Origin of the sequence: Hydrogenophaga intermedia (genome assembly GCF_023715105.1) — a bacterium.
Taxonomy (GTDB): domain Bacteria; phylum Pseudomonadota; class Gammaproteobacteria; order Burkholderiales; family Burkholderiaceae_C; genus Hydrogenophaga; species Hydrogenophaga intermedia_A.
The window spans coordinates 18,362-32,716 of record NZ_JAMBNO010000007.1 but is presented as its reverse complement, the minus strand read 5'-3'; the positions used below and the strand labels follow the sequence as shown (position 1 = coordinate 32,716).

The window sequence follows — 14,355 nt, the reverse complement described above, 5'->3', positions numbered from 1 at the left end:
CAGCTTGCGGGGGTGGCGACCCGCGGGAACCCGCATGGATGTTGGGCTTCAGGCGAAAGCGCACCAATCTGCACGAAAAGTACGACCACCCCCAACCGGAGCACTCAGGCAAGCTACGCGTTGGGCAGCGCCAGACGCGAGGTGTCGCCGTCGCCCTCTTCGTGCACGTCACGCCCGGCATTCAAGCGCGCAATGTCTTCCAGCGTGATGTCACCGGTTACGTACACGCCATCGAAAGGCGATGCGTCAAAACCGGTGAGCTTGGGGTTGAGCGAACCGATGGCCTGCGTCATCGCATCCAGGTCCTGGTAGATCAATGCATCGCAGCCGATGCTCTCGCGGACCTCTTCCACCGTGCGGTTGTGCGCCACCAATTCGTCGGTTGTTGGCATGTCGATTCCGTAAACGTTCGGATATCGCACTGGAGGCGCAGCACTGGCCAGGTACACCTTTCGGGCGCCGGCGTCGCGCGCCATCTGCACGATCTCCCGGCTGGTGGTTCCGCGCACGATGGAGTCGTCCACCAGCAGCACGTTGCGGCCCTTGAACTCGCTGCCGATCACGTTGAGCTTCTGGCGCACCGATTTTTTTCGAACGCCCTGCCCCGGCATGATGAAAGTGCGGCCGACGTATCGGTTCTTCACAAAGCCTTCGCGGTACGGCAGTCCTAGCAACTGGGCCAGCTCCATGGCGCTCGGGCGAGATGTCTCTGGAATCGGAATGACCACGTCGATGTCACTCGGCCGCACGGTGGAGACCACACGCTTGGCCAGAGTCACACCCATGTTCAGCCTGGCCTGATAGACCGAGATGCCGTCCAGCACCGAGTCGGGTCGGGCCAGATAGACGAACTCAAAAATGCAGGGGTTGTGGCTGACCTTATCGGCGCACTGCTGAAAGTGCACCTTGCCTTCCATTTCGACAAACACCGCTTCACCGGGCAGCACGTCGCGGTCGAGCTCGAACCCGTTGCCTTCGAGTGCCACCGATTCGCTGGCGACCATCACACTGCCCTGGTCGTTGTGGCCCACACACAGCGGGCGGATGCCGAACGGATCGCGAAAGGCCAGCAGGCCGTGGCCTGCGATCATCGCTACCACTGCGTATGAACCCTTGACGCGCTGATGCACGCCGCGCACAGCGGCAAACACGTCGGCCGGCTTCAAGGTGATGCCGCGCGTGACCTTCTCCAGTTCGTGCGCCAGCACGTTGAGCAGCACTTCCGAGTCGCTCTCTGTGTTGATGTGGCGGTGGTCAGTTTGAAACAGTTCTTGCTTCAGCGCCTTCGCATTGGTCAAGTTGCCGTTGTGCACCAGCACCAGGCCGAAGGGCGCGTTCACGTAGAAGGGCTGCGCCTCTTCTTCGCTATAGGCGTTTCCCGCCGTGGGATAGCGCACCTGACCCAGTCCGCAGATGCCGGGCAGCGTACGCATGTTGCGGGTTCGAAACACGTCACGCACCATGCCCTTGGCCTTGTGCATGAAGAACTTGCGTCCCTGCTGGGTGACGATGCCGGCCGCATCCTGGCCGCGATGCTGCAGCAGCAGCAAGGCGTCGTAAATCAGTTGGTTGACTGGCGTTTTGCTGACCACACCCACGATTCCACACATGTTTCGATCCCTCAAAAAATCAAACCGTTCTAAGCAACATTTCGGGCCACTGGCTCTGGTAACAAGTGCTTGATGGCATGCTCCGTGACCACCCTGCCTCAGGCGCCCCCGCCTCTCTTGAACGAGGCGATCGCCACGGCACGCGCGTCTTTGGGAATTTCGATGGTCATGCGTCGGAGCCCCGGGAGATTTTGCTCAGCCGACCCATTGGCGAGCATTGCGCCACATCTGCGTCCAGGCGCTCGGGGCGGTCGGGTCCTGGTCGGTCCAGCTCATCTGGATGTTGCGAAACACGCGCTCGGGGTGCGGCATCATGGCCGTGAAGCGGCCGTCGGCCGTGGTCACGGCGGTCAGGCCGCCCGGACTGCCGTTGGGGTTGAATGGGTAGGCCTCGGTGGCTGCGCCGGTGTTGTCGGTGAAGCGCATCGCGGCGATGGCCTTGGTCGCGTCGCCCCGATGATGGAAGTTGGCATAACCCTCGCCATGGGCGACGGCGATCGGCAGGCGGCTGCCGGCCATGCCCTGCAGGAACAGGCTGGGCGATTCGAGCACCTCCACCATCGAAAGCCGCGCCTCGAAGCGCTCGCTCTGGTTGGTGGTGAAACGCGGCCAGGCCTCGGCGCCGGGAATGATGTCGGCCAGCTCGGCGAACATCTGGCAGCCGTTGCAGACACCCAGAGCGAAGGTGTCGGTGCGCGCAAAGAAACCCTGGAACTGCGCCGACAGCCCGGGGTTGAAGGTGATGCTGCGCGCCCAGCCGATGCCGGCACCCAGCGTGTCGCCGTAGCTGAAGCCGCCGCAGGCGACCACGCCCTTGAAGTCGGCCAGTTTCGCGCGGCCGGTCTGCAGGTCGGTCATGTGCACGTCGTAGGCCTCGAAGCCGGCCTGGGTAAAGGCATAGGCCGTCTCCACATGCGAATTCACACCCTGCTCGCGCAGGATAGCTACCCGCGGCCGCGTTAGATTGAGAAACGGCGCGGCCACGTTGTCGTTTAGGTCGAAGCTCAGCTTTGTGTGCAGGCCCGGGTCTTCGGGCCGGCCGGCGGCCGCGTGTTCGGCGTCGGCGCAGGCCGGGTTGTCGCGCTGCTGGTTGATCTTCCAGCTCACCCTGTCCCAGACCTGGTGCAGGTCGAACAGGCTGGCCGAGAACACGGCCTTGCCTTCGCGCCAGACCTGCAGTTGTCCCTTGCCCGCCTCGATTGCCGAATTGGCCGGGCATGTCTTGCCGACAAAGTGGCTGTGTTTGTTCAACCCATGTTCGCGCAGGGTTTGCATCACCGCGTTGCGGTCGTCGGTTTTGACCTGCAGCAGCACGCCCAACTCTTCGCTGAACAGCGCCTTGAGCGTGAGTTCCTCGCGCCGCGCGCTGACCTGGCCGGCCCAGTTCTTGGCGTCGCCCATCTCGGCGCGGCTGTCGCTGATGCCGTCGCCTTCGGTGACCAGCAGGTCCACGTTGAGCGCCACGCCCACGTGGCCGGCAAAGGCCATCTCGGCCGCGGCGGCCAGCAGGCCACCGTCGCTTCGGTCGTGGTAGGCCAGGATCTGGCCTTGCGCGCGCAGGGCGTTGACCCCGTTGACCAGGCTCACCAGGTCCTTGGCGTCGTCGAGATCCGGCGCCTCGCCACCACCCTGCCCCAGCACCTGGGCCAGCACGCTGCCGCCCATGCGGTGGCGGCCCTTGCCGAGGTCGATCAGCACCAGCGTGGTGTCTTCGAGGGCGTTGTTCAACTGCGGCGTGAGCGTGCCGCGCACGTCGGCCAGCGTGGCGAAGGCGCTCACGATCAGGCTGACCGGCGAGGTCACCTTCTTCGTGTCACCGCCCTCTTTCCACTGCGTGCGCATGGACAGGCTGTCCTTGCCCACGGGAATCGAAATACCCAGCGCCGGGCAGAGCTCCATGCCGACCGCTTTCACGGTCTCGTACAGCGCAGCGTCTTCGCCCGGTTCACCACAGGCGGCCATCCAGTTGGCGGAGAGCTTCACGCGCGGCAGTTCGATCGGCGCGGCCAGCAGGTTGGTGATGGCCTCGGCCACCGCCATGCGGCCAGAAGCCGCGGCGTCGAGCGCGGCCAGCGGCGTGCGCTCGCCCATGCTCATGGCCTCGCCCGCGAAGCCTTTGAAATCAGCCAGAGTCACGGCGCAGTCCGCCACCGGCACCTGCCAGGGGCCGACCATCTGGTCGCGGTGCGACAGTCCGCCCACGGTGCGGTCACCGATGGTGATGAGGAAACGCTTGGAGGCCACCGTCGGGTGGCTCAGCACGTCGATCACGGCTTTCTGCAGGTCCACACCGGTGAGGTCCAGGGGCGCCGGCGCGCGGGCCACGGTCTGGACGTCGCGGTGCATCTTGGGCGGTTTGCCCAGCAGCACGTTCATCGGCATGTCGACCGGGCTCTGCTGGGCTTCATCGGCCAGCACCAGCTGGCGTTCTTCGGTGGCGACGCCGATCACGGAAAACGGGCAGCGCTCGCGCTCGCAGAAGCCTTTGAACACCTCAAGCGACTCGGGTGCGATCGCCAGCACGTAACGCTCCTGGCTTTCGTTGCACCAGATTTCCTTGGGCGCCAGGCCACTTTCTTCCAGCGGCACGGCGCGCAGGTCGAAGCGCGCCCCGCGTCCCGCGTCGTTGGTCAGTTCGGGGAAGGCGTTCGACAGGCCGCCTGCGCCCACGTCGTGGATCGCCAGGATGGGGTTGTTCGCGCCCTGCTGCCAGCAGTGGTTGATGACCTCCTGCGCGCGGCGTTCGATCTCGGGGTTGCCGCGCTGCACGGAATCGAAATCGAGCGAAGCGGCGTTGGTGCCGGTGGCCATGGAGCTGGCCGCGCTGCCACCCATGCCGATCTTCATGCCCGGGCCACCAAGCTGGATCAGCAGCGAACCGGCCGGGAACTCGATCTTCTCCGTCTGCGTCGCGTCGATCACGCCGACGCCGCCCGCGATCATGATGGGCTTGTGGTAACCGCGCTGCACGCCGTCCACCGACAGCTCGTACTCGCGGAAGTAGCCCAGCAGATTGGGCCGGCCGAACTCGTTGTTGAAGGCCGCGCCGCCCAGCGGGCCCTCGGTCATGATCTGCAGCGGGCTGGCGATGTGCTCGGGCTTGCCGCCCGGCTGGTCGGAGAGGCCACCCCAGAGCTTGCCGACGGTGAAGCCAGTGAGACCCGCCTTGGGTTTGGAGCCGCGGCCGGTCGCGCCCTCGTCGCGGATCTCACCGCCCGCGCCGGTGGAGGCACCGGGAAATGGGGAAATCGCGGTCGGGTGGTTGTGCGTTTCCACCTTCATAAGCACATGGTGCGTGGCGGTTTCGGCCGCATAGGCCGGCGAAGCCTCACCGCCGGCACGGGCCACGAAGCGCTCGACCACGCTGCCTTCCATGATGGAGGCGTTGTCCGAGTAGGCGACCACGGTGTGCTGCGGCGCCAGCTGGTGGGTGTGACGGATCATGCCGAACAGGCTCTTGTCCTGCGCCACGCCGTCGATGGTGAACTGCGCGTTGAAGATCTTGTGGCGGCAGTGCTCGCTGTTGGCCTGCGCGAACATCATCAGTTCGACGTCGGTCGGGTTGCGCTTCAGGCCGGTGAACGCGGTCACGAGGTAATCGATCTCGTCGTCGGCCAGGGCCAGGCCCCAGTCGGTGTTGGCGCGCTCCAGCGCGGAGCGCCCGCCACCGAGCACGTCCACCTGCTCCATCGGCGAGGCGTGCAGTTCGGTGAACAGGGCCTGCGCCTGGCTGCGGTCGAACGAGACGTTTTCCGTCATGCGGTCGTGCAGCAGATCGGCGACAGCGCGCAACTGGTCGTCCGACAGGCTGGCCTTCTTGCCCAGCAGGCCGGACTTGAGGTCGACGCGGTACTCGACCAGGCGCTCCACCCGGTGCAGCGCCAGGCCGCAGTTGTGGGCGATGTCGGTGGCCTTGGACGCCCAGGGCGAGACCGTACCCAGGCGAGGCATCACCAGCAGGGCTGGCGCGCCGGCCTCTTCCAGCTTCAGGTGGGCCGGGGTGCTGGGTTCACCGTAGGTCAGCAGCTCGCCCACGCGCCGCAGCGTCGCCGCGTCGGGCTCGCCGTCGAAGCTCGCGAGGTGCACGAAGCGGGCCGAGAGGCCGGTGATCTTGTCGGAAATGCCCGCGAGACGGGGCAGGAGCTGCTGGACTTTGAAGTCGCTGACGGCGTTGCCGCCTTCAAAAAAGCGCAGGTGCAGGGACACGTTGGGAGCCTGAGGTGCGTAGACCCGGGGGAGGCGCGGGCGGAGTCGAGATTTTATGCGCGCGACCTATAGAGTCATCGCCCTCGATGCCTTGCGCCACAGGGGTCGAAGGGACAATCGTGTGCACCTGAGCATCACCTCCAAAGACGAGGCATGCACCATAGGCATGTAGGTGCCCCCTCCTGGCCTCCGAAGTAGAAACTATTTCACGCTGCGGATGTAGCAGGGCGCAAGCACTCTGAAGATCGGCAGACTTGCGGGAGAGGCTTGCCGCGCGCTTGGTCTGCCGTCTACGAATACAACTGGAGGCTCCGCAACACCTGTCCCGCGCGCAAATTGGCTCGCCGCCTTGGACATCGCGCGCACCAAGAATCCGCTATTTACGTACTTCCCGCTAGTGACTGGCACGTGCATCAGGTCGAGCCGTTCACGCGACTCGCCGACCGCACGTGACATTTGCCATGCAAATAGATGGCTTGAGCAACTCAGCGGGGCACTGCTGGCCCCCGCCGCACCTGCAGGCGGGTACTCCGATATCAGGGACGGCGTCCCCGGAACTCCCTTGGAACATCATCGACAACATTGACTTGAGAGACGTATTCCCTTTGGCCTCATCTAGACAGCGAAGTCATTCGTTGCATCACGCACATACCTTCCGCCGTTGACCGAGAACCACTCTGACCGCATGTAGATTGCATCAGACTGGGGGTTGGCAGGGCCGACAAGTTCGTACACCTTTCCACTCGCCGTCACAGCTCGACGCGACAGTGGGTCATATATCAGGACTGCTGAACTGGCACGTGACTTACCAGTGGCCGCACGATGTCCGACCAAGTGCGTGGAAAAAGGCTTGGCCTCATTGGACCATCCGCAGATGAACGCGGACCACTCCGTCAGATAGATTTGCGGCACTTCCAGTACCGCCGCCCGTACCCACGTCTGCTCCATAGACCGCCTCCTCGCTTCCTGATCACGACACTCTTTGAGCCACTCCGCACGCCCAACGCAGCTTGCTTGGGCATGCGAGCCGAGGTCACTCAGCAATTGTCCAAATCCCACATTCAATGCCTTCATATCGTATACGATATGTTCATTGGACGCTGAGACTGAACTGAGCGGCGACTGGAAGGGCAAGGCTCATGACGAACAAGCCCAGCGGAACACGGCTATGTGCCATTCGGTCACGCCTTCGGCACGCCGGTGCCGCGACGAGACATCGCTCGATTCGCCTCGCGCCTATGCACACTGAGAGGTTTAGATGCAAATGGAATGGCTACTGCGAGCACCAAGATGCGCGAACGGGAGTAGGCCCCTGATGAAAGAGTGCTAGTTGAGCAGCCATGACTCCAAGAGGCCGTACGTTCCTGCTTCAACGCCGCAGAGCGCAGACGTGGTGCTTTATCTCGATCTCGATGGCGTCGTTCAGCATGAAGCGGTGCTCTATCACCCCAAGCGAGGCATCTACATGAGCCCGATACAGACGGGGCGCGTCTTGTTTGAATGGATACCCATTCTCGAGGGGATTCTTCGACCGTACCCGGATGTAGCGTTGGTCCTGAGCAGCACTTGGTGCATTCGCCCTGGATATGCGAAGACGCTGGAACGTCTGCCCTCCTCGCTTGGATCACGATTCATCGGAGGGACTTATCACCGTCGCATCCACGGTGCTGACCCGGCCTCGCTCTCAGTATTTCGAGACACCGCCAGGGGGCTGCAGGTTTGGGAAGATGTCCAACGCAGAAAGCCTCGCCAATGGCTTGCTCTTGACGACGACGTGTCTGACTGGCCGCACTGGGCTCGGGAACACCTAGTCGCATGCGACGGAACCACGGGGCTTTCAGATTTCAACGTACAGGCGGAACTCGCAACCAAGCTCGCAAGATGTCATGAAGCATTGAGCGGCATCCAAGGGACCCAACCATGAGCCTGCGGCCCATCATCATGTTGGACTTCGACGAAGTGATTGTCTTGAATCGTCCGGAAGACGTGGGGGGCTTCGACGCGATCTCAGCAGATTCGCCGCCTGGTTTCTGGAAGCGCCTTTTTCACGAGCCGGCGATGACGACCTTGAAGGAAGCCATTGCAATGCATCACGCACGCGTAGTCATCACGACGAGCTGGCTGCGGTTCTTGGGGCGGGACGGGTTCGAGCACATCTTTAGACAAACGGAGCTCGATGTTCTTTCCAACAGTCTTCATGATTGTTGGGAAGCCCCCCAAAATCGAGGGGAGACTCGTGCACAAGCAATTGACAGGTGGCTGGCCGTCAACCATCGAGGAGAGCCATACGTCATCCTTGATGATGAGATCTCAGGTACCGGCCTGCGCAAGTCCATTCACGACAAGAGTAAGAGGGTCATCCTTTGTAGAGTTGACGTCGGTCTTCACGTGGGTCACTTGCCCATAATCCATGCTGCTCTGCTCAAGGCGCCGTAGCCAGGAAGTGCCCAGATGAAAGATGATTTTCCTCCAGGCGTCTTTGAAAGGCCCCCTGACTATCCGCCAGAGCGCGTCGCGCTTGTCAGGAAGAATATAGGGATGAGCCAGGCAGCGTTCGCAGCGGTGATGAACGTCAGTGTCTCGACGTTTCGAAGATGGGAGTCGCCTACCGCTGGCAAGCGTCCGCGAGGGGCGGCTGCCAGGTTGCTTCAGATCGTCGAGGTCAAAGGGCTTTGATGCCTAGCCTCCTGAACTATCTGAAATATGCAAGAGAACCGCAGCTTCTATATAGATCGCGCGGTGGATCTGGAAATTGCCAGACTCTGCATGCAGCAACATGCCGTGGGAGCTGAGTTGCTTCGTCAGTTACTCCAGGCGGCATTGCAATCAGTCATGACTGGCACGGTGGCCATAGAGTCACTGAGCGTAGTGAAAGGCACCGACTTGGACGAACGTGCGAGCAATGAACGGGTGCTTCGGACTGCCTACTTGGACAGGGAGTTTGACGACTTCGTTCGGAAAATGGCCTTTGATCTGGGATGTAGCAAGAGTGAGCTTGTGTGCTGCGTCATCGGACTGAGGTTTCAAGCCGCCCCACATACAACGCACATACAAGGAACGTAGCTAGATGCTCCTTTCTCTGCGTAGCGGGTTTCATCACGAGACGAGGCTTCGACGCAACTCATCGAGTAACCATCGTCCCGCAAAGCCAAGCACACGATCACGCCTGTGTGCCGCGTAGATGATCAGTCCTTCGGGCGGAGTGGGATCTTCGTGAACCTCGATCGCGGTGAGCTCCCCGGCGGCGATCATTGGCGCCACGAGGTGATCAGGCATGCGGCACCAACCGAATCCCGCCAAAAGAAAATCGAATCGACGACCGAGATCGACAAATCGCCAAAGTCTAGTGCCGGCCACCCCGTAATTTGCGCTGTCCGGGTCGACCGGATCCGACAGGACCAATTGGACATACGGAGCGAGATCGCTCTCTGTCGCCGGACGTCCTAACAAAGCAAGAGGGTGGCCAGGCGCAACGACCGCATGCATTCGAGCGCGCAGCAACGGATAGGCAGCAATGTCATCAGGGACGCCAGGCAGCAGCAAGCACAGGGCAATGGCTGCCGAACCACTGCGAAGCCGCCGTAATGAACCGCCCAGCCCTTCAGTCGAAAAATGCACCGGGAGATCGGGAAAGGTTTCACTCAGCGCGCGCAAGCTGCCAATCAGCGGTGCGGTTGGCACCAGGGGATCGATCGCAATCGTCAACTCTGGCTCTACACCCGCGCGCGTACTGGCTGCAATGGCCTCGAAACGAGTGGCACTTGCGAGCACCGACCGAGCTTGATCGACCAGTACACGCCCCACATCAGTCAGGCGCGGTCGGTGCCCTCGGCGGTCAAACAGTTCAACGCCCTGGATTGCCTCGAGATTGCTGACGGCTTGACTAATCGCCGACTGCGCACGCCTAAGTTCGCGGCCGGCGGCTGAAAAACTGCCGGCCTCGGCAATGGCCACGAGGACGCGCAACTGGTCGAGGGTGAGACTTCCAATCATTGTCCATCTCCAAAACTGATTAAAAGTATCACATTTTCATCGCTTCCGGTGAAGCATTTCGGCCCCTAAATTACTGCTACGACTCCACTTGTAGTTCTGCGCGGCAGTTGCTGAAGCTTTTCAGCCCATCCAGCGGCAGCCCGTGTATTGCTCACCCATTCCGAAAGAAAGAACCCTCAGATGAACAAGCTTCTCGTTGTCGAGACCAGCCCACGCGGCGACCGGTCCGTCTCGCGTCAAATGACCCAACGCTTCCTTACGGCATGGCGCACTGCGAATCCGGAAGGTCACATCGTGCATCGCGATCTCGCCAATCCCGGGCTCTGTTTCGTTACAGCGCCTTGGCTCCAAGCCTACTTCACACCGCCCGCAGATCAATCGCAAGCGATGAAAGAGGAGCTTCGACTGTCCGATGAACTGGTCGCCGAACTCCTTGTGGCTGAGCACCTTGTCATCTCGACACCGGTCTACAACTACAACGTCCCGGCCTCGCTTAAGGCATGGGTGGATCACATCGTACGCAAGGGCATGACGCTCGGCTTTGACGGGCGGGGTCTTGTCAAAGGAAAGAAGGCGACCTTGTTGATGGCTTCTGGCGGCGTCTATTCCGAGGGATCGCCAATAAAGGATCGCGACATCGCGACGCAATACCTTCGGCTCATCCTCGGAGTTATCGGCATCGAGGACGTCACTGTGGTGGCGGGCGGCGGGGCGAAAGCCGTCGACCTGCGTGAGCTGCGTATTTCGGTCGCTGCTGGACACTCATTTCGGTTTCTCTTGGACAGCGGGAACGGCGGGAGATGGACACCCAGTTCGACACTCGTGGACACGCACAATGTGCTGCCAGTAGGCGTTGACGCTGCGGCGCCCAGTTGCCATGTTGGTTTGCCGGGCAGGTGCGCGGCCGGCTAGACTTCACCAATCGGCCAGAAACAGCCATTCCTTTTTCGGAGGTAAGCGTGATGCAATCGGTATCGCCTGACGTCGAAACTCGGGCGTCGAGGGCGGCCTCGTACCATCCGTTGTGGGCACAAGCAACTGCGCATGCGTACTGTGCGACTGATGTGTCCGTTGAGGCCGTGAACCTCATCGGGCGTATGCGCTCATTGACGGACACAACGCGTGAAGAGCTACTGAAGGCGCTCTTGACCGAAAACTCGGTCTTGGTTGTGAGCTGTTGGACCTCCGAGAAACAGCCAGAACCGCTTGCGGGCGGTGGCAAGCATTATGTGTTCTTGCTACACCCCGATTCCTTTCAAGTTCTGCATGCTGGAATTGGAACCTGGCGGGCTTAGCCAGGAGTCCGCTTCGGGCCCATCAGGGACATTCGAGCTCTTGATGCCAACGTGTCGAAGCTGACGTTCAAACATTGAGCAACTAGGGAGACTCTGCTATGGCGCCCTCAACCCCCACGCCACGCCGCTTCGCGATGATCCGCAGCTTTCATCTTGCCGACTTCATCACACTGGGCAATGCCGCCTGCGGCGTTTTGTCTGTGTTCCTGGCGATGATGTACATGGCCAGCGGCTCGCTTACGCACTTTCTGCTGTCGGCCGCAATGACACCGCTGGCCTTCGTCTTCGACGTCTTCGACGGGAAGGTGGCGCGCTGGCGTCACCAGCATTCGCCGCTGGGCCGGGAGCTCGATTCGCTGGCCGACGTCATCTCCTTCGGCGTCGGCCCGGCAGCGCTGGGCTTTGCCGCGGGGCTGCAGAGCGGTTGGGACATCGTCATCCTGTGCTACTTCGTCTGCTGCGGCGTCAGCCGGTTGGCGCGCTTCAACGTCACGGCCGAACACCTGACCACCGACTCGGGCAAGGTGGCCTACTTTGAAGGCACGCCGATCCCCACCAGCGTGATCCTCACTGCATTGCTGTCATGGGCCGCCTGGCAGGGAGCGCTGGGAGCGCAACTGTGGGGAGGAGTATGGCAACTTGGGCCCTGGCAGTTGCACCCCATGAGCCTGCTGTTCGCGCTGTCGGGCACGGCCATGATCAGCAAGACCGTGCGCATCCCCAAGTTCTGACCAGTTTGCGGCTACATCCAGCACCACGTCGTTGGAGGCGATGCCAGGAAGCTGCCTGCGTAAACGGCAGCAAATGGCCGATTCCTGAAGTCTAGCCTTGGAGCTGGCGATCGGCTACCTATCAATATGGGAACGCCAGCTTGGCTCAGTTTTGCGATGGCTGCAGCCGCTCTGCAGCTGTAGGAACAGGCCGCCCCATTGCAAGGTAACGACCAGGAAAGCGCGACCTTATCAGCCAGGATTCAGAGCAGCTCGCCCTCTGATCTTGCGCATCGATTCGCCCTTCAGCTGGACCCGATGAGCTTGATGCACCACGCGATCAAGAACCGCATCCGCGACGGTTGGATCTGGGAAGAAACCGTGCCAAGTGTCCGCGGGGTACTGACTGGTCAGAAGCAGAGATCCCGTGCGCATGCGCCGGTCGGCAACATCGAGCAAGACCTGCGCTGCGGTTGGGGACATTTCCCCGATTCCAAAGTCATCAAGGATTAGCAGGTTGGGTTTGTAGAGGGCCGTTTTGAGTTTTGGCAGCGAGGCATCGAGCACCGCTTGACCGATGCTGGTGAAGAGGTCGTTGGCCACGTAGAAGGCCACGGTCATGCCCAGCCGACAGGCCTGGTGGCCGAACGCCGACGCTAGCCAGGTTTTACCCACACCCGTGGGCCCGAGGATCATGAGGTTCTGCTTTCGCGCGATCCAGCTGCAATTGGCCAACGTTGACATCAGCGCCTTGTCCAGCCCTCGACTTGCACGCGCGTCATAGTCTTCAAATGCGGCAATTTCCGGAAAGCCGGCCGATTTCACGAGGCGGTTGAGCTTGCGGGAATTCCGGGTGGAGACTTCCGACTCAAGAAGCAAACCGAAGCGATCGTCAAACGCAAGCTGTTGCAGCTTGGCCTGCTCTTGCTGGAGTTCATAGGCTGTCGCCATGGCGTTCAGGCGCAGTTCGCGCAACTTGTTCAAGTTCTGGGTATTGGTGCTCATGTTTAATCTCCGAAGTATTGGGCGCCGCGCAGGTTGTCGTGCTCCATGCGGGGCGGTGGCGTGGCAGGACGGGGCCGCAGGTCCGCCTGGTTGGTCAGGATCGAAGTGATGCTGCGCAGCGAAGTGATGTTCAGCGGGAGTGCGTAGCGGCAGACGGACTCGAAGCGATCCTCGCCATGGTCCCGCGCCAGATCTCGCATGCGTCGGGCAGCGCGCATGCCATTTGCGGGATCGCGCCGCTCGTTGAGGTGGTAGCCGATCATTTCCTGAGCACTGACGCCCACCGCAGTGGCCCATTGCATCAGCGCCTTGGGCTCGCCTTCCAGAACCCGCTGGTGGGCCACAGGCCGGTGTTCAGGAAGCGTGGTGCTGTTGCCCGGCTCAGTGAGCAGCGCGTGCAACGCTACCCGGCGGCCACCTCGAAACACCTCCACCATGGACGCGGTGATGCGCAGATCGACGCGCTCGCCAGCCAGTTGGGAGGGAACTGAGTAAAAGCAGCGCAGGTGCTCTACATGGTGGTCATTGCCCACGCGGACTTGATAGCGCCAGTCGCACAACTCGAAGCGCTTTTGCACAAGCGGCTTGAGCGTAGCGCGTTCATCGCTTTCAAACCTGCTGCGCCGACAGCCTGGCAGTTTCTTGAACGGATGATCGTTGAGCTCGTGGTTCAACCGGCGCAGCTCCTTGTTGAGCTCGTCGATGCTGAAGAACACCCGATCGCGCAGTTTGAACAGTATCCAGCGCTGCGCGATCTGCACGCCCACCTCTGCTTTGGATTTGTCCTTTGGGCGCCTTGGCCTGGCGGGTGCAGGAGCGGTGTCGTAGTGGTGGAGGCAGTCGCGGTAGGTCGGGTTGATAACCAACTCATCGCGGCTGCGGCGCCAGACAGCGGCCTTGAGGTTGTCACTGACCACCCAGCACGGTGCCCCCTCCAAGAACTCAAAGCACTCGACGTGGCACTGCACCCAGTCACCAGTCGTCTGGGTGGGGACGGCGTGCACAAAGGTGTAGTTGGAGTAGCCGAGCACCGCGATGAAGATTTGAGCAAACCGAGAGGGGCCGCCAGCAGGGTCTCGGATCTCCACGGTCCTGCCAGCGAAGTCCACAAACAACTTGTCGCCTGGCCGGTGTACTCGGCGCATGACTACGTGAAGATTCTTTCTCCAGGCCCGGTATCCGACCGCGAACTGGGTGTAGGCCACCCCTTCGGGGCATGTTTCCCTCCACTCGCGCCACAGCTGCTCCATGGTCGCATCGGGGCGTTGCATTTCCGTGTGCACCCACTGCCAGTCGGGCAGAGGTTTCCGCTGCGCAATGGAGCGATCGCGCGTGCCCAGGGTGTCTCGCCACTGATCGTCGTCAAGCGGCTCGATCGCTGACCATTCGTGCCCCTGCTTTCGCAGCATTCGGCGGAAGCTGCCGATCGTGGAAGGCGACATGCCCACGGTGCCGGCGATGGCGCGGTCAGAACTGTTGGGATCGTAGTAATGCAGGCGGGCGATTTCGCGCTGCAGGTGAATTGGAATGCGCATG

The 14,355-nt window shown here is 61.7% G+C and carries 9 protein-coding genes; 4 read left to right on the top strand and 5 right to left on the bottom strand.

Features of this window, described 5'->3' with window-relative positions:
• Positions 1-113: 113 nt before the first annotated feature.
• Positions 114-1,610 carry an amidophosphoribosyltransferase gene (gene purF, locus M3149_RS07890; RefSeq protein WP_026437716.1) on the bottom strand — a complete coding sequence of 499 codons (1,497 nt, stop codon included), beginning with the start codon at positions 1,608-1,610 and terminating at the stop codon, positions 114-116.
• 195 nt (positions 1,611-1,805) lie between these two features.
• Positions 1,806-5,816: a phosphoribosylformylglycinamidine synthase gene (gene purL, locus M3149_RS07885; RefSeq protein ID WP_026437717.1), complete on the bottom strand. Its 4,011-nt coding sequence runs from the start codon at positions 5,814-5,816 to the stop codon at positions 1,806-1,808.
• Positions 5,817-7,206: 1,390 nt separating this feature from the next.
• Between purL and M3149_RS07880 the strand changes: the two genes are divergently transcribed.
• Both M3149_RS07880 and M3149_RS07875 read left to right on the top strand, forming a co-directional pair.
• Positions 7,207-7,740: an HAD domain-containing protein gene (locus M3149_RS07880; protein ID WP_081679736.1), complete on the top strand. Its 534-nt coding sequence runs from the start codon at positions 7,207-7,209 to the stop codon at positions 7,738-7,740.
• Positions 7,737-8,252 carry an HAD domain-containing protein gene (locus M3149_RS07875; RefSeq protein ID WP_026437720.1) on the top strand — a complete coding sequence of 172 codons (516 nt, stop codon included), beginning with the start codon at positions 7,737-7,739 and terminating at the stop codon, positions 8,250-8,252. Before M3149_RS07880 ends, M3149_RS07875 begins: the two co-directional genes overlap by 4 nt.
• 660 nt (positions 8,253-8,912) lie before the next feature.
• Here M3149_RS07875 and M3149_RS07870 read toward each other — a convergent pair.
• On the bottom strand, positions 8,913-9,809 hold the full coding sequence (locus tag M3149_RS07870; RefSeq protein ID WP_251708768.1) for a LysR family transcriptional regulator: 897 nt from the start codon (positions 9,807-9,809) through the stop codon (positions 8,913-8,915).
• A gap of 180 nt (positions 9,810-9,989) precedes the next feature.
• On the opposite strand from M3149_RS07870, the gene M3149_RS07865 reads away from it, so the two are divergent.
• Complete coding sequence (locus M3149_RS07865; RefSeq protein WP_081679744.1) at positions 9,990-10,721, top strand: FMN-dependent NADH-azoreductase; 732 nt, start codon at positions 9,990-9,992, stop codon at positions 10,719-10,721.
• Positions 10,722-11,202: 481 nt separating this feature from the next.
• On the top strand, positions 11,203-11,835 hold the full coding sequence (locus M3149_RS07860) for a CDP-alcohol phosphatidyltransferase family protein (protein WP_026437512.1): 633 nt from the start codon (positions 11,203-11,205) through the stop codon (positions 11,833-11,835).
• 231 nt (positions 11,836-12,066) lie between these two features.
• Here the strand turns inward: M3149_RS07860 and istB are convergent, their stop codons facing one another.
• A complete protein-coding gene (istB, locus tag M3149_RS07855; RefSeq protein ID WP_026437513.1) occupies positions 12,067-12,819 on the bottom strand; it encodes an IS21-like element helper ATPase IstB in 753 nt (250 codons plus the stop codon).
• 2 nt (positions 12,820-12,821) lie between these two features.
• Positions 12,822-14,354: an IS21 family transposase gene (istA, locus tag M3149_RS07850; RefSeq protein WP_026437514.1), complete on the bottom strand. Its 1,533-nt coding sequence runs from the start codon at positions 14,352-14,354 to the stop codon at positions 12,822-12,824.
• Position 14,355: the final 1 nt, after the last annotated feature.

Excerpts from the sequence above, each read along its gene's own strand:
- M3149_RS07875 (WP_026437720.1), top strand. The coding sequence starts at position 7,737 with ATGAGCCTGCGGCCCATCATCATGTTGGACTTCGACGAAGTGATTGTC.
- istA (WP_026437514.1), bottom strand. The coding sequence starts at position 14,354 with ATGCGCATTCCAATTCACCTGCAGCGCGAAATCGCCCGCCTGCATTAC.
- purF (WP_026437716.1), bottom strand. The coding sequence starts at position 1,610 with ATGTGTGGAATCGTGGGTGTGGTCAGCAAAACGCCAGTCAACCAACTG.
- M3149_RS07870 (WP_251708768.1), bottom strand. The coding sequence starts at position 9,809 with ATGATTGGAAGTCTCACCCTCGACCAGTTGCGCGTCCTCGTGGCCATT.
- M3149_RS07865 (WP_081679744.1), top strand. The coding sequence starts at position 9,990 with ATGAACAAGCTTCTCGTTGTCGAGACCAGCCCACGCGGCGACCGGTCC.
- istB (WP_026437513.1), bottom strand. The coding sequence starts at position 12,819 with ATGAGCACCAATACCCAGAACTTGAACAAGTTGCGCGAACTGCGCCTG.
- M3149_RS07860 (WP_026437512.1), top strand. The coding sequence starts at position 11,203 with ATGGCGCCCTCAACCCCCACGCCACGCCGCTTCGCGATGATCCGCAGC.